20 protein-coding genes, 1 pseudogene and 1 CRISPR repeat array are annotated in these 21,758 nt (G+C 33.2%); of the genes and pseudogenes, 4 read left to right on the top strand and 17 right to left on the bottom strand.

All coding sequences use genetic code 11. The features are described from left to right. Positions 1–23 precede the first annotated feature (23 nt). From cas3 to ACIQ7L_RS02200, 11 genes are all read right to left on the bottom strand, one after another. Positions 24–2,246 (bottom strand): CRISPR-associated helicase Cas3', encoded by a 2,223-nt coding sequence (cas3, locus tag ACIQ7L_RS02150; protein WP_400566058.1) that lies wholly within the window; start codon positions 2,244–2,246, stop codon positions 24–26. Positions 2,247–2,299: 53 nt separating this feature from the next. Further along, positions 2,300–2,998 carry a type I-B CRISPR-associated protein Cas5b gene (cas5b, locus tag ACIQ7L_RS02155; RefSeq protein ID WP_400566059.1) on the bottom strand — a complete coding sequence of 233 codons (699 nt, stop codon included), beginning with the start codon at positions 2,996–2,998 and terminating at the stop codon, positions 2,300–2,302. Continuing rightward, on the bottom strand, positions 2,995–3,888 hold the full coding sequence (gene cas7i, locus ACIQ7L_RS02160) for a type I-B CRISPR-associated protein Cas7/Cst2/DevR (protein ID WP_400566062.1): 894 nt from the start codon (positions 3,886–3,888) through the stop codon (positions 2,995–2,997). Before cas7i ends, cas5b begins: the two co-directional genes overlap by 4 nt. After that, positions 3,878–5,629, bottom strand: a complete 1,752-nt coding sequence (locus tag ACIQ7L_RS02165; protein WP_400566064.1) for a Cas8a1 family CRISPR/Cas system-associated protein — start codon at positions 5,627–5,629, stop codon at positions 3,878–3,880. The genes cas7i and ACIQ7L_RS02165 overlap by 11 nt, the downstream gene beginning before the upstream one ends. After that, a complete protein-coding gene (gene cas6, locus ACIQ7L_RS02170) occupies positions 5,629–6,330 on the bottom strand; it encodes a CRISPR-associated endoribonuclease Cas6 (protein WP_400566067.1) in 702 nt (233 codons plus the stop codon). Before cas6 ends, ACIQ7L_RS02165 begins: the two co-directional genes overlap by 1 nt. A gap of 97 nt (positions 6,331–6,427) precedes the next feature. Further along, positions 6,428–7,351, bottom strand: a complete 924-nt coding sequence (locus ACIQ7L_RS02175) for a helix-turn-helix transcriptional regulator (protein ID WP_400566068.1) — start codon at positions 7,349–7,351, stop codon at positions 6,428–6,430. A gap of 655 nt (positions 7,352–8,006) precedes the next feature. Then, positions 8,007–8,883: direct repeats of the CRISPR family, unit length 29 nt; unit sequence CTTTATATCCCACTACGTTCAGATAAACC. A gap of 424 nt (positions 8,884–9,307) precedes the next feature. Then, the gene (locus ACIQ7L_RS02180; protein WP_400566071.1) at positions 9,308–10,522 is read right to left on the bottom strand and encodes an MFS transporter; all 1,215 of its coding nucleotides are present in this window, start codon (positions 10,520–10,522) and stop codon (positions 9,308–9,310) included. 94 nt (positions 10,523–10,616) lie between these two features. Beyond that, a complete protein-coding gene (locus tag ACIQ7L_RS02185) occupies positions 10,617–11,660 on the bottom strand; it encodes an ArsR/SmtB family transcription factor (protein WP_400566073.1) in 1,044 nt (347 codons plus the stop codon). A 152-nt stretch (positions 11,661–11,812) separates the two neighbouring features. Continuing rightward, entirely contained in the window at positions 11,813–12,400 is a 588-nt protein-coding gene (locus ACIQ7L_RS02190; RefSeq protein ID WP_400566075.1) for a kinase, read from the bottom strand. Continuing rightward, positions 12,397–12,939 (bottom strand): GNAT family N-acetyltransferase, encoded by a 543-nt coding sequence (locus ACIQ7L_RS02195; RefSeq protein WP_400566077.1) that lies wholly within the window; start codon positions 12,937–12,939, stop codon positions 12,397–12,399. The genes ACIQ7L_RS02190 and ACIQ7L_RS02195 overlap by 4 nt, the downstream gene beginning before the upstream one ends. 13 nt (positions 12,940–12,952) lie before the next feature. Next, on the bottom strand, positions 12,953–13,336 hold the full coding sequence (locus tag ACIQ7L_RS02200) for a VOC family protein (protein ID WP_400566079.1): 384 nt from the start codon (positions 13,334–13,336) through the stop codon (positions 12,953–12,955). Between the two features lie 369 nt (positions 13,337–13,705). Here ACIQ7L_RS02200 and ACIQ7L_RS02205 point away from each other — a divergent pair, with 369 nt between their 5' ends. Further along, positions 13,706–13,954 carry a DNA alkylation repair protein gene (locus ACIQ7L_RS02205; RefSeq protein WP_400566081.1) on the top strand — a complete coding sequence of 83 codons (249 nt, stop codon included), beginning with the start codon at positions 13,706–13,708 and terminating at the stop codon, positions 13,952–13,954. A 51-nt stretch (positions 13,955–14,005) separates the two neighbouring features. Here the strand turns inward: ACIQ7L_RS02205 and ACIQ7L_RS02210 are convergent, their stop codons facing one another. From ACIQ7L_RS02210 to ACIQ7L_RS02220, 3 genes are read right to left on the bottom strand one after another with little or no spacing between them, the layout of a single operon-like run. After that, positions 14,006–14,734: a CPBP family intramembrane glutamic endopeptidase gene (locus ACIQ7L_RS02210; RefSeq protein ID WP_400566083.1), complete on the bottom strand. Its 729-nt coding sequence runs from the start codon at positions 14,732–14,734 to the stop codon at positions 14,006–14,008. Between the two features lie 24 nt (positions 14,735–14,758). Then, positions 14,759–15,295 (bottom strand): DUF2812 domain-containing protein, encoded by a 537-nt coding sequence (locus tag ACIQ7L_RS02215; RefSeq protein ID WP_400566086.1) that lies wholly within the window; start codon positions 15,293–15,295, stop codon positions 14,759–14,761. A gap of 1 nt (position 15,296) precedes the next feature. Further along, positions 15,297–15,620 (bottom strand): PadR family transcriptional regulator, encoded by a 324-nt coding sequence (locus ACIQ7L_RS02220; RefSeq protein ID WP_400566089.1) that lies wholly within the window; start codon positions 15,618–15,620, stop codon positions 15,297–15,299. Between the two features lie 665 nt (positions 15,621–16,285). Between ACIQ7L_RS02220 and iscB the strand changes: the two genes are divergently transcribed. Next, positions 16,286–17,533, top strand: coding sequence for an RNA-guided endonuclease IscB (gene iscB / locus ACIQ7L_RS02225; RefSeq protein ID WP_400566092.1), 1,248 nt, complete (start codon positions 16,286–16,288; stop codon positions 17,531–17,533). 88 nt (positions 17,534–17,621) lie between these two features. Next, positions 17,622–17,831, top strand: a pseudogene (locus ACIQ7L_RS02230) (DUF4018 domain-containing protein); the annotation flags it as partial. A gap of 61 nt (positions 17,832–17,892) precedes the next feature. Here the strand turns inward: ACIQ7L_RS02230 and ACIQ7L_RS02235 are convergent. The 3 genes from ACIQ7L_RS02235 to ACIQ7L_RS02245 form a co-directional block, all read right to left on the bottom strand. Continuing rightward, positions 17,893–18,192, bottom strand: a complete 300-nt coding sequence (locus tag ACIQ7L_RS02235; RefSeq protein WP_400566094.1) for a putative quinol monooxygenase — start codon at positions 18,190–18,192, stop codon at positions 17,893–17,895. A gap of 67 nt (positions 18,193–18,259) precedes the next feature. Next, positions 18,260–18,898: a nitroreductase family protein gene (locus ACIQ7L_RS02240; RefSeq protein ID WP_400566097.1), complete on the bottom strand. Its 639-nt coding sequence runs from the start codon at positions 18,896–18,898 to the stop codon at positions 18,260–18,262. 27 nt (positions 18,899–18,925) lie between these two features. After that, positions 18,926–19,354, bottom strand: a complete 429-nt coding sequence (locus ACIQ7L_RS02245) for a MarR family winged helix-turn-helix transcriptional regulator (protein WP_400566100.1) — start codon at positions 19,352–19,354, stop codon at positions 18,926–18,928. 289 nt (positions 19,355–19,643) lie between these two features. Here ACIQ7L_RS02245 and tet point away from each other — a divergent pair, with 289 nt between their 5' ends. After that, positions 19,644–21,629 carry a tetracycline resistance ribosomal protection protein gene (gene tet, locus ACIQ7L_RS02250; RefSeq protein WP_400566101.1) on the top strand — a complete coding sequence of 662 codons (1,986 nt, stop codon included), beginning with the start codon at positions 19,644–19,646 and terminating at the stop codon, positions 21,627–21,629. Positions 21,630–21,758 lie beyond the last annotated feature (129 nt).

Genomic DNA, 21,758 nt, shown 5'->3' on the forward strand with positions numbered 1-21,758 from the left:
CCGGTTAAATAAACTTATAAAAATTAAATGTAATTCTCTATTTCCTTATCTAACAATACACCTGCACCTGTTTTGCTAGCCTCATCAAAATCATACTGCAAATCTAAAATTTGAATCCATGGTAACAAATCATATTTTTCACCATTCTTTTTTGTACCTTTATGAGGTAATCTTGATGTTTTTCCTCTGATTATATTTTTTCGCAAACTAACAGTAAGTTTTGTAATTTCACGACGTATTTTTATACGTTCATCTTTATCAACTATTTCAAGTTGTTCAAATAAATGAACATTTTCATCGTAAATATTTCTAGGAATCACAAGTTCAGCTTGAATATCACGAAGCAGCTTTTGAGCATCCTTTGAAGATAATGTATAATCATCGAATGTTTTCAATTGCTCTAAAGCACCGTCAAACGTTTTGAGAAATTCAGTTCCTTTTAAATTCTCCCTATTATACAATTGAGAAACTAGTTCAATTTTTTGAGATTCAAGCAAAATTTTCTGATTGAAAGGTCGTAATAAATCTAATGATTTTGTTAAAATTTCTTCATCATACACATATTTCACACCACTCACATCAGCTGTATATATGAATACATTAGGTTGTTGATGTGTGTATTGTCTTCTTCGATAGCATCGTCCAAACCGTTGACATAAGCTATCTAGCGTTGCAGCTTCTGTAAATAAAACATCAAAGTCAATATCAATAGATGCCTCTACAAGCTGTGTTGTTATCCAAATTCCTGTTACTTCTTTATTTTCATCAAAAAGAAGCAACTCTTTTTCAATCAAGGCTCGATGTTTTTGAATATACATAGAATGGAAAACACGAACATTTTCACTATGTTCTATTATCCTGTTATACAACTCCATTGCTTGTTTCACTGTATTTGCAATAACTAATACTTTTTTATGATTTCCTAGTTCCACGATCTGTTCAAAATCATCAATTATCGGCTTTTCAATAACATCAATGCAATGTCGAATGACGTTATCATCTACAAATGTATCTACTTGAAATCCATCTATTGGAATGATTTCACTCTCTTTCAACACTTCTAAATAAATACTAGGAAGTGTTGCGGTCATAAGTAAGAAACGGCCACCTACTAAATAAATCATTTCTAATGCCCGAATTAATACAGCAGCAATTTTCGGATCATAAGCTTGAATTTCATCGATTACAACTGAGGAATAGGCCATTGTTGCAAGTTCTTTCTCGTAGCCTCGATAAAGAAATGGAAATTTTAATATTTGATCAATAGTTGTAAACAGCAGCTTACTTGAAAAATGTTGAGATTGCTCTGAAATAACTTCCCAATCTTCTTCAATGTTTTCTGTTAGATAGTCCATCGATGATGAGTGCAGTAAGCCAACGTTCTTATAGTTCATTTTTTCATACACTCTATTAAATAATGCATTAATGCTAACCCTTAATGGTAATGTAAAAAAAGTTTTACTATCACTAGCCCAAAGAAGAGCCGCTTCAGTTTTACCCATGCCAGTTTGAGCTACAATTATTAAATTTTCTTTGCGATGTTTATGTGCATGTTTTTGCAAATCTCGATATACATCTTCAACAGGTACTCTCTTTTCTTCAGCAATCTTTTGAAAACCCGCATCAACAAGCTCTTTAAAATCTTGCTTTGCATCAATTTCAATATCCGCATGAGCAGAAGCTGCATGATCTAGTCGGTGAAGTAATCCTTTTAAAATAACATAATCTACATAATTTGCTTTATTATCACTATACTTAATTCGTCTATATAGTTGGGATAAAATACGATTAAATTTCTTCTCTAAATTTGCTCCGTTAATATTTAAATGTTCATTGATCTCATTCATTTTTGGCCAAAGATCATCACAAAGAGCTTTTTCAATTAATTCATCATTAGGATCGACATTTCGTTCATGATGATATGCAATTGCTTGAATAAGGGCTTGATAGTCTTTTTTCGGTAAAGAAAAAACAGCTTCTGGTAATAGAAAAGGAGATAAATAGTTGTGCGGTACTTCCAATGTCTTTTTTAACTCTACTTCTTCTCCAAGTGCACGCCTTATCTTTAGTTGAAACGGCTCATGAGCTTTACCAGCATCATGATAATCTACTGCATAAAGAAGTAAATCCCAAATACGCTCATCAAAATAGTGCCCATAAGATTCTTTTAAAAGTTTATAGCGTGAGCGTAATTCATCTGTATGTTCACGTAATGTTTCTTTCGGGTTAGATTTTGCTAAAAACATGACAATCACCTCAAAAATAAGTTCGTATTCTTCAAAAAGAATACGAACCTTTTTTATTCATTCCAAAGTACAAGATATTCCCCATCTGTATGAAACATTTTACCATCTTCTACATGAGGATACTTTCCGTCTACATAAAGAACAGGGATTTTATTCCACTCTCGTATACCATTAACGATGTTATATGTCCAATTTAAACGATATGGAATACCTTGTGGAAAATCTGTTTCATAATAATGTTTTGGAGCATAAATCGCATATTTTGAATTGTATTCATCACATTCTTTCAATGTCACAAATGCTACTTCATCTACTCGTACTAAATCCTCATGGCGCCCAAGAGATAAATGCTTATCTAGTTGCGTAAAATGATGATAAATACGTTGTAGCAACGCTTCTTCCCCAGCAATATGAATAACAAGTTCTACATTAAAAAGCATGTGGTTGTATAAGGGCATAGAAGTCATATTCTTTTGTTTAGGTACATCTATTGCTAAACCATCAAAAATAATGGGCATAGAAACTGATTTCTTTTTCACCATATAGCTTTTCCGATAATCAATCAGTTTTGTTTCATAGTTTCCTTGTATCGAAAAACGTAAAGGTAACAATTCATTCGCTTGTAATAGTTGATGTATCATTCCCTTGACTGTTGAATACGGAGGTAGCGGATAGGTTTCCGCTACCTTGTTCGCAAACGGTTTTGTATAGCAAGCTGTTTCTTGAAAAAGTTTTAGTCGAATTACGTTCATACTAACACCTTGTAATACTGTTCAACTTCATCTATTAAATGTTGATAAAACTTTTCCACAGATACTGTGTCTGTAAGCTGAGAGATCTCCTCTTCATTTGCAAATACTCCATCAACTAAGCCAACTTTGGTACATGCACGTACATCATGACCTAACACAGTTTGTTCGAGCACTGATGCCAATGACTTTACATTCAACAAGCGTGAATCAAAGTTCTGTAAAGAAACTCGTCCCAAGAAAAATGGGTTTGCTATTGGATAAACACCACCGATTACAAATAATGGAGCCAGATTTTCTTGGCGACCACGAATTTCACGATTTAGATATTTTGTAAGCTCAATTAATTGTTTAACCCGATTTACTTTTTCGCCTGCTGGTAATTCAATTTCCCCATCTACTCCAACCTTGGATAAATCAACTGTTAATGTGTAAGTATACAAACTTTCATGTTGTTCTAACGTAGCCAAGTTAGGATTTTCATGAATACGCGAAGCTAATCCCATATTATTCAAAAACTCTAAATCGCTACGATATGGCTCTAATGAAATAGCGTGACTTAATCTCGCCACAGCTGAACGCTTATCCGCTCCTTCTTTAGCTTTCGTTTTCATATAACCGAATAAATCCATCTCAACAGAATCAACAATTGTACAATCATCTTTAAACTGTACAACCCCTTTACTTTTATCAACAACATTTAAATTCCAGTTAAATAGTTGATTTCCTAAACGTACGATATCGTAACGAATTGCTTGACGAGAAGCGAAAGAATATACTTCTCCGTTACCACGATGAAACTTTTTTAACTCAGAAATATTCGCTGTACCTTCACCATAGTTTAAAGAACTTGCTTTAAAAATCACTGTTAATGTCAAAGCTTTATTGTTCATTTGCTTTTTCCTCCTCTTTTGAAATTAAACCTGCAATGAATGAATCTCCAATAGACGCAAAATCAATGTGTGATTCGTCTAATATATTCATAAATACTGCTGGAAGTGGCTTTTCTGCTGACATGTACAAACGCATTGCTGTATCTAAAAACATCTTCTTGTCATTAGCTCGAACCGCATTTAACAAACGATACGCAATAGAGCGTGTCTTACCATCTTCCATCGTTTTCTTAATTGCTAACCCTGCATAAAAAGCACTCCAAATTCTTTTTTTGCTAGTTTCTAAATTAGTATTCATATTTCCCTCCCCTTTCACAAAAAATAAATAGTAATGCCTTAATAGACAAGCATAAACAATTTCATTTGCTAATCGCTCTTCTTGTAACTTCCCTCGTAAACCATTATGAATAATAAGTTTTGGATCTTGATAACGTAAAAACGAATGGACTATTTGACTCCTAAATGCGTAATTTAATTTCCTAAACCATTTGGAACAACTTTCTTCTTTAAATAGTGAACATAGGCCTGGTGTTAAATGTAAGTATTGTAAATCTGTTTTTTTCGCATTATATTCTGAAGAATACTCTAAAATTAAATAGCTATCTCCTGTTTGTTTTGCTTTGGTTTGCTGTTCAGCGATTAAGTCAAAAATAATTTCATCAAATGCTTTGTCTTTACTACGCCCTATTTCGTATGTGTCATTTGCTTTAATAATTTGTTCAAATCGTCCTTCTAGTTGGACAAATAAAGATTTCCCTCCAGCAATTGAGGCTCCAGCAGGTGCACAAAATAAAATCAGTTTTGCTAATTTGCTCATTGGGATGGTTAATGCACCATTCGCATTCCAATAAAAGTTAAGCGCTTTCGAAGCACTCATAGATAAAGGAGAAAAATGCGACTCAGAATACTGTTCAAATGCCCACTGCGAGTCAAAAAAACTACAGCCGTTTATTTCATTAGATACATAATCTTTTATTTGTTGAATTGTCAGCTTTTTAAACTTAGTTTTTAATTGCTTGGCCATTTCATGTGTACTCGATTCAATGTATGTCATAATTTCATCTGAAGACTCTGTTTGTAAAATAACTTGTTGTAGCTCTAAATCGACAAGTAAACTTTCAATATAATCCTTTCTAAAAATCGCTTTTTGCTCTTCAATATTTTTTGCAGTGTGCAGTACATTTAAGAAACTCACTTGTCCAAAATATGTGCCTAAAACTGTTGCTTTAAAATAATTTAACGTCAATTTATGATTAATATTTGGTTCTGATAAAGCTTGTATATACTGTTCGATCCATTCATTCATCTCTGGAATATACATCTTTTGATTACGGATTACAGTGGCATACTTTACTAATCTCTTTTTGTGTGATGATTCCTCAAATTTCTTTTCTACTTTATCAATGGCTGTTTTTTTTATTATTTCATCAAGAATTTTTTTAGACCCTTGTATCCTATTTTTTGCTTCTTTACTACCTTGTAATTCACTTTCTTTTTTAAATTTCAAGAAAATTCTTCTGATATTTCTTTCATCACGCTTTGCCACACTGAATCGATCTAAAAAATAGTTAAAATAGTGCTGTTCAAAATTTTTTAAATGCTCAGGATCAAACAAAATTCCCTCATCAGTAATTTTTGCTTTTATACCTGCATGCTTAAGAATACGATAATATCCGACTAACCCTTGAGATATTGTCCACTCCCCTGCAACCAAAGGAATTTCTTTCGTTACAAGTATCATTACACCACCTCCACAGCACCAAATCCTTGACTAGACCTAAACCCTAATCCAATTTCCGAAAGTACTTTCAAATCTTCCATATCACCTTGTAAGGCAAAAATCCCTTGATATCCAGTAAAAAATAAAGTTTCATCATCACTATGAATCTTTTCTTTAACTACTACTTTTTTCATATTTTTACTTGTAAAAATGAGTGGTTGAATCAATCCATATCCACGAAAATCTTTTAAAACAGCATTTGAAATATAATTTAGCTCTTTCTCAAATCCTTCTTCATGGATTAAAATTGGTTTAGCTTTTTTATCACGAATAAGTAACGGTGCTAAAGTCTTAAAATAAACATGGTTTCGATCTATATTGGTACTGTTGATCATTTGTACTTTCAATCGTTTTAAATTAAATTTTTTATATTTAAAATCGTTCATTTGCATCAAACCATTGTAAAAATGTAGCATGAATTGGGTATCTGGAGATGTTACTGTTAATCCAACATAACCTTTGATATGAAATTCCGTTTCATTCAGTTCATAATCATGTACATATATTCCAAAAGAGAATGGTCGATTCGCTTTACTAGAATGATAAATCTGTTGAAAATATGCAACATCAGATAATTTCAGGGCTTCTTTAATAAAACTGACCATCATCATCCTATATGAAAGTGGAAAACGATCAGTTTGTAATTTAATATTTAACCTCATATACTATCCCCCTTATTTCCTATATTGTTAGTCACAACTGTACAGAACAGTTTATTAATACCATAAATCATTTTTATCCTAACATGTAAATTAGGAACTAATACTTCACAAATAAATTATTTTCCATTTTTTTAATTTCTTTTTGAATTTCATTCCGCACCTCTTGTGGCTTTAAAACTGTCACACTCGAACCAAAACGTAAAATGAATTGTTTTATTTCAGGTAATCCATACATAGTGCCTTTAAACAAATAGTCTCCATTATATTCTTCTATGAGCTGATTAGCTGCCCATTTTGTATCACGAAACCATAGATATATATCTTTTTTTATAAGCAACTCAATATCATAAGAATCATTAAATAGACTATTTGTACCAAGAAATGTTTCAAATGAAAAAGAAGGATCTATACTAAAGCTTTGGTCAGATATAAATATTTTCTCAATACGATTTAATTTAAATGTTAAGAAGCATTTTTTCTTCTCGCAGTAAGCAATACAATATTCATATTCATTATGTTGTACGAAATGATAAATGTGAATTGTTCTTGCTGTAAGTCCTGAAGAAGCAGAATAGTAGTCAATTACTGCTTTTAATTGATTATCTAAGCAATGCTTTAGCTGTTTCTTAATAAATGAAACATACGCAGAATTCATGTTAACACTATAGCTTGACGTCACGATAGTATCATCCTGATTGGATAATTGAATTAATTTTTCTTCTAATTGTTGTACGACAGTATCATTTGGATTAATCGTTAACTGTTTACGAACTATTTCAGATAACTTATCTAATTCTTTTTGTTCTAAAAAGCTATTCCAAAGTGGGTTTGTTTCTAAAATATATCCACCATTTCTACCTCTGACCGTATGTATCATAAATCCCGCCATTAATAAGTCATCGATATGTTTCCGAATACTCCTTCCACTTAGCTCTAACATATTTGCTAATTGTTCTCCTGACATCTTTCCATTCTTTGAAAGTAGCAACAAAATACGAAGAGAGTTAGAAACTTTAGACATGCAATCACCTTCCTTCCATATTTAATTATAGTATAAAATCCAATAAATTCCTTGTAAGTATTTTCATCTTGATAAATTTTTAAATTAAAAAAGCTCCTTAAGAAAACTATCATTGTCTTAAGGAGCTTCTTTTAATTTTACATCTTACCACTACGTTCAGATAAATTTTTCATCATACAATAATTAAATATTTTACATCCTACTACAGTAAAAAAATCATTTCGATTATTCCCAAATCGTTATTTCTATCACGCTGTTTCAAACTTAACTTATATATTTCAAATATATAAGTACTAATTAAAAAATAGCATGATGTATAAGAAAATAAATTTAGTCATGTGAAAAATTTCAAAATAGATTTATGTATTATATCATGTCCAACAACATAAACATACTTTCAATCTACTACATGTAGAAAGGACATAAATAACCCCCTCAATTTTTGCAGTTGATTTTTAGTTTTGAAGCATTTTAACGACTTGTTTGGGCTTGTATTTCCATTAATCAAGTATCTCTTTAAATTAATACGTAACCTACACCTATTAAATTATTTTATAAAAGAATGCTAATATCCAGAAAATCAGAATTAACATTATATCCCTCTATGTTCAGATAAAACAAAAGATGCAGAAGCATTAAAACAGCAATTAATCAACTTTATATCCCACTTCGTTCAGATAAACCTTACAACAAAATGTATCCAAATGGGGTTTGTCATGTCTTTATATCCCACTATGTTCAGATAAACTTAAATGAAGAGGATTTCTCCTATCGCTTTGGTAACCATTTTATATCCCACTTTGTTCAGATAAACCACTCTGTAAATTCTTTCACCCGAACATCCCTCCAAACTTTATATCCCACTACGTTCAGATAAACCTGCCATACCTTTTCATCTAATTCTTCATTTGTCCAGCTTTATATCCCACTTCGTTCAGATAAACCCAATGGTATCATTACGGCAGCGAAAGCTTCCTTCATCTTTATATCCCACTACGTTCAGATAAACCAAAGTATGGTTATCCCGATGATTACTGCCTTGCAGACTTTATATCCCACTATGTTCAGATAAACCGGCAAGCTACCAAAAGCACCAGAGCCAGCGGATTGTCTTTATATCCCACTACGTTCAGATAAACCCACCAGCTCTTTGAACATGCTCTGGAAGTACCCTACTTTATATCCCACTACGTTCAGATAAACCATACTTTCCTAGATATGACAGAAGATAAAAGACCATCTTTATATCCCACTACGTTCAGATAAACCTAGCAGCAAAAGTGTCTGCAAAGATTGCTAGTGTATTCTTTATATCCCACTACGTTCAGATAAACCTTTGAAACGAATATACGCTACCGCCTTTCCATTCGCTACTTTATATCCCACTACGTTCAGATAAACCATTTAGTGAAAGAACAAGAAAATCAATCTGAATTTGCTTTATATCCCACTACGTTCAGATAAACCACAAATGAAGTATTACTATGATGCTATTAATTCATACTTTATATCCCACTACGTTCAGATAAACCCCCTATATAAAAATCTCTATCATTCCCTTTAGAATCAATGCATCTACTATATTATGAATGCTCAATTTTGCAGTATACCCTCGGTCTTGTTTCATACATATTTTCAAGAATAAGATTTATCCCTTGAAACACAAGAGTTTTAACCATTATCCCCCAATAATCGATACACTGCAAAATAATCTTCACTATAAATATACCTCTAACTCTAAATATATTACAAATTTATCCTGAAAGAAATAAGTCCTAATAATTTCTATATAATACTTTTTTACTTATATGAAAAACTATTCTCAATGAAATTACACCTTTTTAGAAAAATAGCATTATACTCATTCCATTTCTTGTAAGTTAACACTTCCATCAATGAAGTTAAATATAATAATTATTTTCAATTAAAACATTTTTACATATTTATTTTACAAAATTAAGCTGATTTTTCTCGAATGCATCTATCAAGAAATTTGAAATATGGGAGGAGTATACCAGCTAAAGAAGTGATACATATAATAGAACCGATAAGTAAATATAGTACTCTAACACCCCATATTTCACTTAATATTCCCCCAACAAGTACGCCAACTGGCATTGCACCTCTGATTAAGAATAATCGTACAGAAAACACTTTCCCTATCATTTCATTTGGCACAATTTGTTGACATATCGTTGTGTTATGAACATTGAAAAATGCCATACATATACCAGCTATAGCTTCAATGCAGATTGCCAAGAAGATACTGTGATTAAAACTAAGTAAAATATATGTGAATCCCCCTATTAATAAAGAGCTAAGCATCAATATACGCCGGCTTTGGTACTTAATTTTCCCAACTAGCATAGAGCCAATTACATATCCTAGTGGAAATCCAGCCATAAAGTAGCCGTATTCAGCATAACTTGCCGCTAACTCATCCGTTATATATGGAAGGTTTATAACCATTGTTACCCCAACTCCAAACTGAACAAAAGTAAGAAATACTCCAAGCCAAACAATAATTGGTTGTTTAAAAAAGTATGTAAACCCTTCAAGAAATTGCTCTAACCATGCTTTTCGAATCACTTGCTGTACTCTTTTTTCCCGCATAAAAAGTAACAACACGCCACTTATAAATAGAGATACACAAACAAAAAATAAAGTAAACGGTACTCCTACAATCTTAATGATGGCGCCTCCTAATACAGGAGCTAAAAACATCATAAGTCGAGTCATCCCATCAATATACGCATTAGCCGTCTGTAACTGCTCCTTATTCACAATTGTTGGTGTAATCGCTTGACTTGCTGGCACATAAAGAGGTGTAATTAGTCCAACTATCATTTGTACAACATAAACGTGCCAAACTTCTATTTTGTTAACGCTCAGCATTATAAGAGGTAGTAAAAAGGCAAATCCACGAGCCCACTGCGATAAAATCATAATCCACTTTCTACTCCACTTATCGATAAAAGGTCCAATTATAAGTTGTAAAAGGAGTGACGGGATTAGATACAGTAACCACATACTTCCTAATGCCGTTTTAGAACCTGTTAATTGATACACAAGAATAGAGTTACAGAAAGTTCCAAAAGAACCACCTAATTCTGAAATTGCACTACCGATCCACATAAAAAAGAATGATCGATTTCTTAATATATTTCCCACTAGCCACACCAACTTTTCTATTTATCTTTCCTTCTATTTGTGTATGCTCTAAGGATAGTTTCTTCTCATTAAATGAATTCTTGAACATTCATTATTACCTACTCAAATAAAGTTCTAATTCTTTCGAAATAGCCTCTAATGCTTTCTTTTTCAAAACATACTTTGCATCTTGAATATCAACTAACTTCGCTGATCTTAAAATTTTCAAATGATGATGAATTGTCGATTTCCCAATATTTAATCGTTCCGTTATTTCTTGCAATGTACGGTCTTTTTCAAACAATAATTTTACAATACGCAATCTCGCTTCATCACCTAACGCTTTATGTTTATGAACTAAAAAATAACTTGGCTGATATGGATCTTCTGGATTTATGCTTTCATTTGCGATTGGGTAATGAAATACTTTTGTATCTTCAATATCCGCTTCAATATTCCAAGGTCTGTAGGTTAACTGAGGGATAAGCAGAACATGATGTACGCTTGGCTCAGGAGAATATGTAACACCGCCTGTTGCCCATTCAACAAACTCTTCTGCCTGCATCTTTTCATTCATTTTGCGTTTCATTTCATAGTCTTGTTTTAGTATGAGTGACAGTTTTTCTGCTTCAGGTTCAATAACAGCTTCATACCATCCTGTCATAACAGCAATGAGATGTTCTTTGAGTAACTGTATGTCCGCGTTACATATAAACTCAATATAAGTCAGGAAAAATTGATGATTGCGGGTTATCTCTTTTAATTCCTGCACTGCTTGCCCTTCTCCGTTTGCTGCCTCCCTTCTTGCTTCTTGATATTGATCTCCTACAAATGGAAGACATATATACTTTAACTCCACTTCTGATAACGCATTTATATACTCAATAAACTGCGATAAATCGGTAAAATCTTTTTGATACAGTAGTTGTAACAACGCTTTCCACGTATTATGTTTCTCTACAAAATGTAAATGCTCTAACATCTCAACTGATAATGTTTCTCTAATCTCTTCCCACTCACTTTGAGATTTCTCTAACGTATCAATAAGTTTTTTATGCGTAATCGCCGCGATTCCAAGTGCACATTCAAAAAGTAATGAGTACTTTATTTGAACGTCATATGTCTCTCTTTTTCTACTTGTCAAATTCAATACTTCCATTTTTCCCCCTCCTTATTTTGTTATTACTTAAATTCTACAAATATCGAATTCAACCTTCTATAATTTTGGAATTTTTAATATTTCATAAAAAAAGACGCATAGATAAAAACTATCCATGCGTCTTTTCTGCATTGATCATATGGTATCAAGCACTATCCTCTCATAACCAAATCAGCTCTTTGTTTTGGACATTCCATTTTCAAATAAAAATCCTCTGCTTTCCAATATCTATTTTCGAATTTTGAAATATTTTTTTGTGTCTCCTCACTTTCACGAAGAAACCTTTGTTCTCTTGGACAGTCTAAATACACCATATAATCAAAGAATTCTCTCCATTCTTTACGCTGAAGAAAAACTCCTTCAATTACGATAATGCAAAAGCGAGGAAGGATTATTTCTCGCATGTTACATGAGTCCGTTTTATGATCATAGAACGGAAGACTGAACTGATTTTCCAACCTTAGTTTGTTAAAAAAATTTTGCTGTAGCCACTCAACATCCCACTGTAATTTATAGTACTCATACCATTCTTCATGTGCAGTATTATAACGTTTATTACGTTCTACAATGTAATCATCGATATGAAAAATATGAAACGGAATGCCTTCTTTTTTTAGGTCACCTTCCAGTTTTTTCACTAGTGTTGTTTTCCCCGAACGACTTAAACCATCTACACCTACAACAAACCGGTTACTTGTATTTTCAGCAATGACTTTTACTACTGCATTTACATCTATCATCTCTTCCACTCTTCTTCCAGTAATGAATAGATTACAGTATCATGAGCAACACCATTTTGAATCATATATTTTCGAAGTAATCCTTCTTCTTTAAATCCAGCCTTTTTCAGTAATTTATGCGAAGCTTCATTTTCTGTATAAACAACCGCTGCGATTCTTATTAATTTTAGTGTTTCAAATCCATATGTAAGAATTGCTTGTAAAGCCTCAGATGCATATCCTTTTCCCCAATATGTATCATCTAGTTCATAACCAATCTCAGCTCGCTTATGATTTTGATTCATTAAATGAAATCCACATGTGCCGATTAATTGATTTGTTCCTTTTAACTCGATCGCCCAGCGTAAAACATTCCCCTCTTCATACCTTTTTCTAAAAGTCTGAATCATATTTTTCACCTGTTCCATATTTTGAAAAGAGTCCATTCCGAAATAACGTATAACAGATTCCTTTTCAAAATAACGAAACATTGCTTCTGCATCCAATAATGTTAGTTCTCTTAATACTAAACGCTCTGTTTCTATATTTGGAAACTTCATTTTCTTTCTCCTTCTACTCTAATGAACTACAAATTTCAATATAGTTACCATCTGGGTCAGAAACATAAGCAATCGTTTGTCCCCACGGTTTCGTTATTGGTTCCACTAATACCTTTACACCTTGTTCTCTAAATCTCGAAATCGTTTCGTTAACATCTTCCACAACAAATCCAATTTCAAAGTTAGAGGATTCTGATGTACCATTTGGAATTGATAATCCTGTTAGCTCCCTTACGTCCTCTCTACTATTCATCGCTAAAATAGTGGCACCGGTATCAAATTCAATGTATGTACCATGTTCACCTTTTATTGGTAACTGCAAAATATCTTTGTAAAATTGTAGACATTCTTCATAATTCTCTACATATAAAATGATATATCTCATATTCAGTTTCATAATTATCTCTCCTCTCAAATCTATATCTCTAAAATTTCGACAAATAGCACGAAAAAACCTTGTAATCAAAGTAACATTCAAAATCTTAAAACAATAAATTTCTAGCTTTACACAAAAAAATAAGACCGATTTCTCGGTCTCAAGCAAGTTGGCATAAAACAGGAGATTGGTTTGGTCATAACCAGTTCATACACTAATTATATTTTATTTTTTCTGAATTTTAAACATCTTCAGGTACAATACTATCCTTATTCATATTGAGAAAGTTTTTAACAACAACTGCATAAGCCAAACGAAACTCCTATGACACCTTATTTTTTGAATAAATTCCTGCTATTTAAGAAATGCTACAAATGGAGGTGTATACATATGGAACCAATGCTTTGTCCAAATTGTAAAACAAACCGCTCTCGCTTTAATATTCTTGAGCAACAAGTAAAACCAGTAAAGCTCAATCCACAAACTGGTCAAATTGAAGAAGAATACACAAACGAAACATTGAATGCTTTTCATATGGCCTATCAAGGACCTACATACCGTGTGCAATGTGCTGTATGTGGACTAGTTGAAAATCCAGAACAGTTTATTAAACCTGCACAAAACCAATCTTTCTCATAAAAAAGTTGCTTGTTTTCAAGCAACTTTTTTCGTTTTATCCTTCATATATTCCTAAGCTCTCTGTAATATTCTTTTTCCCTTCAATACAAATAATTGAACGAATGCAAATAAATCGATTACTATATGAAACATTATAGATGGATAAATTGATACTGTTATCACATATAATCCTCCCAATAAGAAACCTATAATCATTGTTCCGATTACACCTTTCCAGCCTTGATAAACATGTGCCAAACCAAAAATAATTGAAGAGATTATTAATACACTCATTATCGGTAGTTCAGGAAACAATTTCGACAAGTAATTCATCATGAAAGAACGGAATAATAACTCTTCTGTAATACCTGCTGTAATACAAATTAAAATCCAGAGTATGGATTCTTTATAATTCGTCGGAAGCATCTCTGAAAAAGTGCTCATTTGTTTTTCTGTATGGCTTTGAAACTTTTTACTTTTCTTCCTAACAATGAGTGAAATGATCGTTCCAATACATACTCCTATGAATATTGGAATTACTCTTTCTTCAAAAGAATTGATACTTACAAAATTTATATCAGGTAATTTCAGCCCATATTCCTCAAATGGAATATCGATCAAGTATGATGTTATTAGCATAATGATCGTTAATCCCCACAATAAAATCATTGTCTTTATATAAAATAAAACTCGTGCATTTCGATTTATTTGTATATCTTCTTGCAACTTAGTATACAAACACTTACCAACAATCCCGTCACCTAAGGCCAAATATATAAATAATATAGTTAAAATGATCATTCCAGTAATCTCCTTATTACATTTTTAAAGAATCCCTTTTCTCAACTTCCTTATTTTCCAAAATAGTCTTACAAATATATACACATACATACAACCCCCAAAACCTGTCAAACCCTTTATCAAAATGGGAATTTTAGCTGCTGAAGGCCCTAAGAAACTCGAATATATTCCTGGCATCATAATTAAAAAGACAAGTGCAAAAAACTTAAATAAATCCTTAAATCTTTCAATTTTCGTTTCTTTCTCAGAATAAATATCAGGTAGTTCGTTATCATCAGTTACCTCTTTACAAAAATAATGCCATTTCGTAAAGCTTGTTACATACTTCCATCCAGACATCTTATATATTTCAAGGTATTCTTTTTGATTTGCTTTTGAATTTCGATAATCAAGTTTAAAATCTGCCTTATACACAACATCCTTAGGCTCTGTTTTCTTAAATGTATACATCAAGTTATAGTTTTGTAATGCCCAGCCCTCTCGATGCATTTTTCGTAAGTATTCTTCTTCTTTTTCTAAATTCCAAGCTGTAAAAAGTTTAAATGTCTTCTTAATTTGCATATTACATTTCCTCTCCTAAAATACTTTTTCCATTTTGAACAGAACGTTGCAACCGTTTAAATTCAAGCTCTAACACTTCTCTACCAAACGGGCTTAATACGTAACATTTCTTTCTATCTGTGGATGCTACTTCAACAATCAATTTTTCTTTCAATAACTTTGTTGTATTCCCATATAACGTACCAGGGCCGAGCTTTACTTCCCCATTCGTCATTTCTTCTACCATTTGCATAATCCCATAACCATGCATAGGTTTTACCAATGACAGCAAAATGTAATATGTCGCCTCTGTTAATGGGATATATTTCTGCGCTTTTTTATTCACTATAACCACCTCCGATACATCGATACACGATATATCGACCATCGATACATCGTGTATCGATATTTTATAATTTCATTCCAAAAAATGCAAGCAAAAATAAAGCCTTCATTCACAAAGAATAAAGGTTTTTCAAAAATAATATGTATATACAAGCCTTATCCTGCCGTTTATGCTATGAACATAAATCCCTAACTAACAGAATATTGAAGATAAAATGTTTTTTTCAGTTTAACTTTATAAGTTAAACTAAAAAAACTCGAAAAGAAATAGACCCGAAATTATGAACAAAGACATCTCAATATCGCTTTCTTTGAATGAGTCTTGTGTTAATTCTCTGAATAATTTGTTAAAATATAGAAATATCAGTTTCTATCATTGAGAGGATGACATATATGATAAATAAAGTCAACTACCCACCACTTAAACGCTAACACGTTTTGAAGTGGGGGCTTGTAAAAAGCCCTGGTTGTCTAGCCTCAGTCTTTCGTAGACTCCGTTCGTAGGTTGCATACCCAAGAATGATTCCCTAGTTCTTGGCTCTATGGTGGCTCTGTAACAGTTCTGATTGGGAAGGGACGGTCAACCACAAGCCTTCTTGTATAAGAGAAGTTGCCAACACCTACAAACATTGGCGAAGGGAAACAAACTCTTAGGAGGGACAAAACATGCGTGTATTTGTCAAGAATGTAAGAGGAGAACCACTCATGCCTTGCAGTAATCGTAAGGCACGGCTTCTTCTCAAACAGGGAAAAGCAAAAATTGTGAAGTACACACCATTTACGATTCAACTCCTATATGCCACTGGTGAAACGGTGCAGCCCGTTACAATTGGCATTGATAGCGGAGCAAAGCATATCGGTATTGCGATTACTACTGCAAATAAAGTGCTAGCAAAAGGAACCACCCAGCTGCGCCAAGACGTCAAAGAAAATCTTATACTAAGAGCTACATTACGCAGAGGTAGAAGACAACGAAAAACAAGATATCGAGAAGCACGTTTTCTCAACCAGAAAAAGAAAGAAGGATGGTTACCGCCATCGATTCAAAGCAGAGTGGATAACCAAATCCATTGGATTGAGACATTTCGCTCGTTATTACCATCTCCAAAAGTGATTGTTGAAGTAGGAAAATTTGATGCACAAAAGCTAAAAAATCCCGATATACAAGGAACAGAATATCAACAAGGAGATACTTTTGGCTTTTGGAATACAAGATATTACGTATTGGCGAGAGACAATTACACCTGTCAAATTTGTAAGAAAAAAGGTGGTATTTTGCATACGCATCATATTATTGAAAGATGCAATGGCGGCTCTGATATGGCAGATAACCTTGTAACAGTGCATGATGAATGTCATCAAAAATTTCATCAAGGCAAGATCGAACACAGTTTCAAGAAAGTCAAACAATATAAAGAAACTGCTTTTATGAATATATTACGGCTGCAAATCATGAATCGTTTAGATTGTGACATTACGTATGGTAGCTACACCACACCAAAGAGAAAAGCACTTGGATTAGCCAAAACGCATACAAATGATGCCATTGCGATTACCAATCCCATACAACTACAAGAATACGATCAAAGCGGTGAATTTTGCATCAAGCAATTTAGAAAGAAAAAACGCTCCCTGCATGAAGCAACCGCAAGAAAAGGAAGAAAAACAAAGAATACACGTGCAAAACGGAACAAGAAAAATACACCGTATGTAGATGGAGTTTATTTAGGGGATAAAGTGAAAGTATTTGGACAAGTAGGATTTGTGACAGGATTTACAGGAAAAATGGTATACGTACAAGATATACATGGACAATATATACAAAATCCTTCTAAATCTTATAAGCAAGTGAAGATGTCAGATATGGAACGTATACACCATACGAATAATTGGCAGTTCTTACACATCAGTTAGGCTATGCCTAACCGAAATTCATCCCCACCTTACCACTGAGCTCTTGCCCGTCACGCGCTTGAAGATGGGGACTTTTTTCGGAAATACGTTAAATCGGAAACGTGGAGAAACAGTTGACGCTTGGATGGAGCGAATTCAAAAAAACGAAGGAGCCTCTATCCAGTGCGATGTAATTACAGAAACATATAATGCAGTAAGGTACGCTGATCATGAAGAATCCACACTCCTACAGCAGTTTAAAGTGGAGGTAAATAAACTGTATGCTTATCAAAAAACATTGAAAAAGAAGAAAAAATAAAGTGACTCCTCGCCTACTCTAAAAGAGAGTTAGCGAGGAGTCACTTATTGTGTTGAATTTCTTATTTACTTTGCACTGGTTGTCCATCAAAAACTTGAATATCTAATGGAGCCGTTACAAATTGATTTGCTTTACTAACGAAAGAAGTAAAATGTTCACTTACATTATGGCTAGCAACTGCTTCTGCATCTTGCCAAATCTCTACCATTGTATAAACACTTTCTTTTTCAGTATCTTTATATAAATCATATGATACATTTCCACTTTCTTCTCTTGAACCATGAATTAGCGGTTGAATTTCTTCTAAAAATGCTTGTTGTTTTGCTGGATCTACTTGAAATACTGCGTGAATAATAATCATGGTGTTTCCCCTCTCATATTACACTTGTCTTTATAAAATCACATCATTTTCCTGTGACTATATAACATTACTTCCACTGGGCAATTTTGTCAATTGGGAGACGAACTGATTTATATCCACTGCCAGCTGCTTTTCCGATTGAGATTAGCATAACTGGTACATAACGCTCTTTATCTAACCCGAAAGTTTCTGCGATTTTATCTTTTTCAAAACCACCTATTGGACATGTATCATACCCATGAGCACGAGCTGCTAACATCAGTTGCATAGATACAAGACCACCATCAATTAAAACTGTATCTTTCATCACTTCTGGTGCAACTGTAGAGAAATAAGCGGAAAGTTTTTTCATTTGATCTTCTTTCACTTCAGCTGGCATATAGCCACGTTCAACTGCTGTACTATAAATTTCTTCCGCATTATCAAAGTTTTTTAAATCACCAAATACAGCAATCATTGCTGATGATGTCTCTACTTGCAGCTGATTAAACTTAGCAAGCGGAGCAAGTGTTGCTTTTCCTTCCTCACTGTCAATAACAAGAAAACGCCATGGTTGCATATTAACTGAAGACGGTGCAAGTGTTGCCTCTGTCAAAATTTCTGTCATTTCTTCTTTACTAATTTTTACAGATGGATCATATTTGCGAATTGAACGACGTCCTGTAAGAATTTCTGTAAAATCATTTGTTTTTGTTACGTTACTCATAGATGTAATCTCCTTTTTATCTCATATTTAGACTTCTTTAATATTTTCTTGAATGTGATTTAACATATTTAAAAGGTTATCTCGCTCTTCTTCACTTAAACCTTTTAGCGCTGAAGTTGCAAAACGCTCTTTCTCTTCTTGAAAGGCATGAATTTTATTTCGGCCATCTTTTGTTAAACTCACAAGAGTAATTCTGTTATCATCAGGATTTTTACGTCTTGTAATCATTCCTTTTACTTCAAGCTGCTTTAAGTGCCTTGTAATCGCAGCATTATCAATATTCACTTCTTTTTGAAGCGCTTTTTGACTGATTTCTTCTACTTCATATAATTGATGTAACAGCTCAAGCCTTGATTGACTAATCCCTGTACACCCTTCAAATTTTGAACTTACTTCTTTATTAAGAAAGTGTAATTTATATAAAATAATTGCTTCCTTCGAGCATGAATTTGTCAATTTACCCCTCCTTTACTACAATTCGCACATTTAATTGACATATCAATAATTGATATGTCAATTAATATAACGGATAAACATTTAAAATGCAATCATTTTGTTTTTCCCTATTTCATGTTTCGCATCCCCCTTACTAAATTTTCAAAATTCCGCACTTAATCACGTTACAAATAATGGTAATTATCCTATAATGAAGATATTATAAACGACTGGAGAGTGATTGTAATGCGGCAATTTAATAAAAGAAATGAGGAATTCAATATGAAAAACGAAATGAGGATTATCATACATGAAAACAATAAATATAGGGATTGTGGCGCATGTAGACGCTGGAAAGACGAGTTTGACTGAACGTATTCTTTATGAAACCAATGTAATTCAGGAAATTGGCCAAGTAGATAAGGGCAGTACGCAGACAGATTCGATGGAGTTAGAAAAACAACGCGGGATTACCATTAAAGCATCTGTCGTTTCATTTTTTATAAATGATCTCAAAGTAAATGTAATTGACACACCTGGCCATGCAGATTTCATTGCTGAAGTAGAGCGATCTTTTCGTGTTTTAGACGGAGCCATTTTGGTTATATCAGCAGTTGAAGGCATTCAAGCACAGACCAAAATTTTAATGAGAACTCTACAGAAAATGCGTATTCCGACAATATTATTTGTAAATAAAATTGATCGTAGCGGTGCTCAAACTACTAAAGTTATCCAACAAATAAGAGAAGCTCTCACCAATCAAGTACTCCCTTTATATAAAGTGAAGGATGAAGGAACAAAACATGCATGTATGATTCAAAACGAATTACGTGCTGATGCCAATGAGACAATATATGATGAATGCATAGAACTTTTAGCACCCTATAATGAATCTTTACTCGAATCATATGTAAACAGTGCAACATTAACCGAAACAACTCTAAAAGAAGAATTATTGAATCAAATTCAACATGCAAATGTATATCCAATCTTTTTCGGTTCAGCTATGACTGGTATGGGAGTCCCTGAATTACTTGAAGGTGTCTCAAACATGATTTCACAAAACATTTCGATTGATCATTCAGACAACATTTTATCGGGAGTTGTTTTTAAAATTGAAAGAGAACCTTCTGGAGAAAAAATTGCTTATGTACGAGTATTTTCTGGATGCTTACATGTAAGGAAATACGTCGAGATAAATCGAAAAAAGAATCGTACTGAAGTTATCTCACACAAAGAAAAGATAAAAAATCTTCATATATTTCATAACGGAAAGGCTGTTCAATCCTCTACTGTTAGCGCAGGAGAGTTTTGTAAAGTATGGGGGCTAAGCGCCATTAAAATAGGTGATGTAATTGGTACACGGTCACATAGAATAAAAGAAATTCACTTTGCCGAGCCTCAAATGGAAGCGACAATTGAAGCAAGACAAAAAGAAAAGAATCATGACCTATATCAAGCACTGATGGAACTATCTGAAGAAGATCCACTAATCAAAGTACTGAAAGATGATATTCACCATGAAATCTACATTCGACTTTTTGGCGAAGTTCAAAAAGAAGTCATAGAAACAACTTTAAAGGAAAAATATAATTTAGATGTTTCCTTTTCAGATACAAAAATTGTATGTATAGAAAAGCCAATTGGAACCGGAAATGCACTAGAAATAATGGGCGAAAAAAATAACCCTTTCTATGCAACAATTGGTTTTCAAGTTGAACCTGGTATCTTTGGATCTGGCATTACTTATAAGTTAGAGGTCGAGCTTGGCTCATTGCCTTTAGCATTTCATAAAGCGATTGAAGACACAGTATTCCAAACGTTAAAACAAGGTTTATATGGATGGGAAGTTACCGACATCGTTGTAACTTTAACGCATACTGGCTATGCAAGTCCGGTAACGATCGCTGGTGATTTTAGAAAACTAACACCTCTTGTCTTAATGGATGCTTTGAAGCAAGCTGGAACGACCGTATATGAACCAGTAAATGAGTTTGAATTAACAGTTCCTACAAATTCAATTAGCAACGCACTGTATAAATTATCGGCAATACATGCTGCTTTTACAGAACCTGTATTGCATCATGATTCCTTTTGTTTAACAGGAACATTACCGATGGCCAAAACAGAGAATTTTAAACGCGGTCTGCACTCTTTTACGGAAGGTGAAGGTGTCTTTATCTCTAGACCTTGCGGATATAGTAAAATCGAATCAAATTTCCCAACGCGAAAACGAGTAGATTATAATCCACTCAATCGAAAAGATTATTTACTGCATATGCTTCGTGCTTATTAATTTAGAATATAAAACCGGCGGACAGTAATTGTATTAAAAAACGTTTTAGACTATACAAAAAAAGCATTAAACTGTTAAAAGATAGTTATAGACTGAAAAAGTCGATTGTCAGGCAGACAATCGACTTTT

It is taken from the genome of Bacillus sp. NPDC094106, from assembly GCF_044764345.1.
GTDB lineage: Bacteria > Bacillota > Bacilli > Bacillales > Bacillaceae_G > Bacillus_A.